Source organism: Undibacterium sp. TC9W, assembly GCF_049339865.1.
Lineage (GTDB): Bacteria > Pseudomonadota > Gammaproteobacteria > Burkholderiales > Burkholderiaceae_D > Undibacterium.
Genome location: NZ_JBMPPJ010000092.1, coordinates 1 through 265, shown reverse-complemented (window position 1 = coordinate 265; position 265 = coordinate 1). Strand labels below are relative to the sequence as shown.

At 53.2% G+C, this 265-nt stretch carries 1 protein-coding gene; it reads left to right on the top strand.

What is annotated here, in order from left to right; translation table 11 throughout:
• Nucleotides 1-265 (top strand): hypothetical protein (locus ACO0LN_RS30370; RefSeq protein ID WP_422980499.1); only part of this gene is annotated, 265 nt, incomplete at both ends.

Below are 265 nucleotides of genomic sequence, written 5' to 3'. Positions count from 1 at the left end.
CCGGCACCAACCTGGTTAAAACGATAGGTGCAACGAATGATGTCACCATTTCCAAGCTGACCATTACCGGTGAAGGCGGTGCGACCCGTACACTTTCCACTACTGGCAATGTCGAAGTGACTTCTGCCACCAGCTTTACCTTCACTCTGGCCGGTGCTGATATTGCTTCAGTCGATGGCCTGCTCAACAAGAACGGCACATCCTCCGCCAGCAGTTCAACGACTTACAATCTGGCGGCAGCAGATGACTGGAACAGCGTCATCAC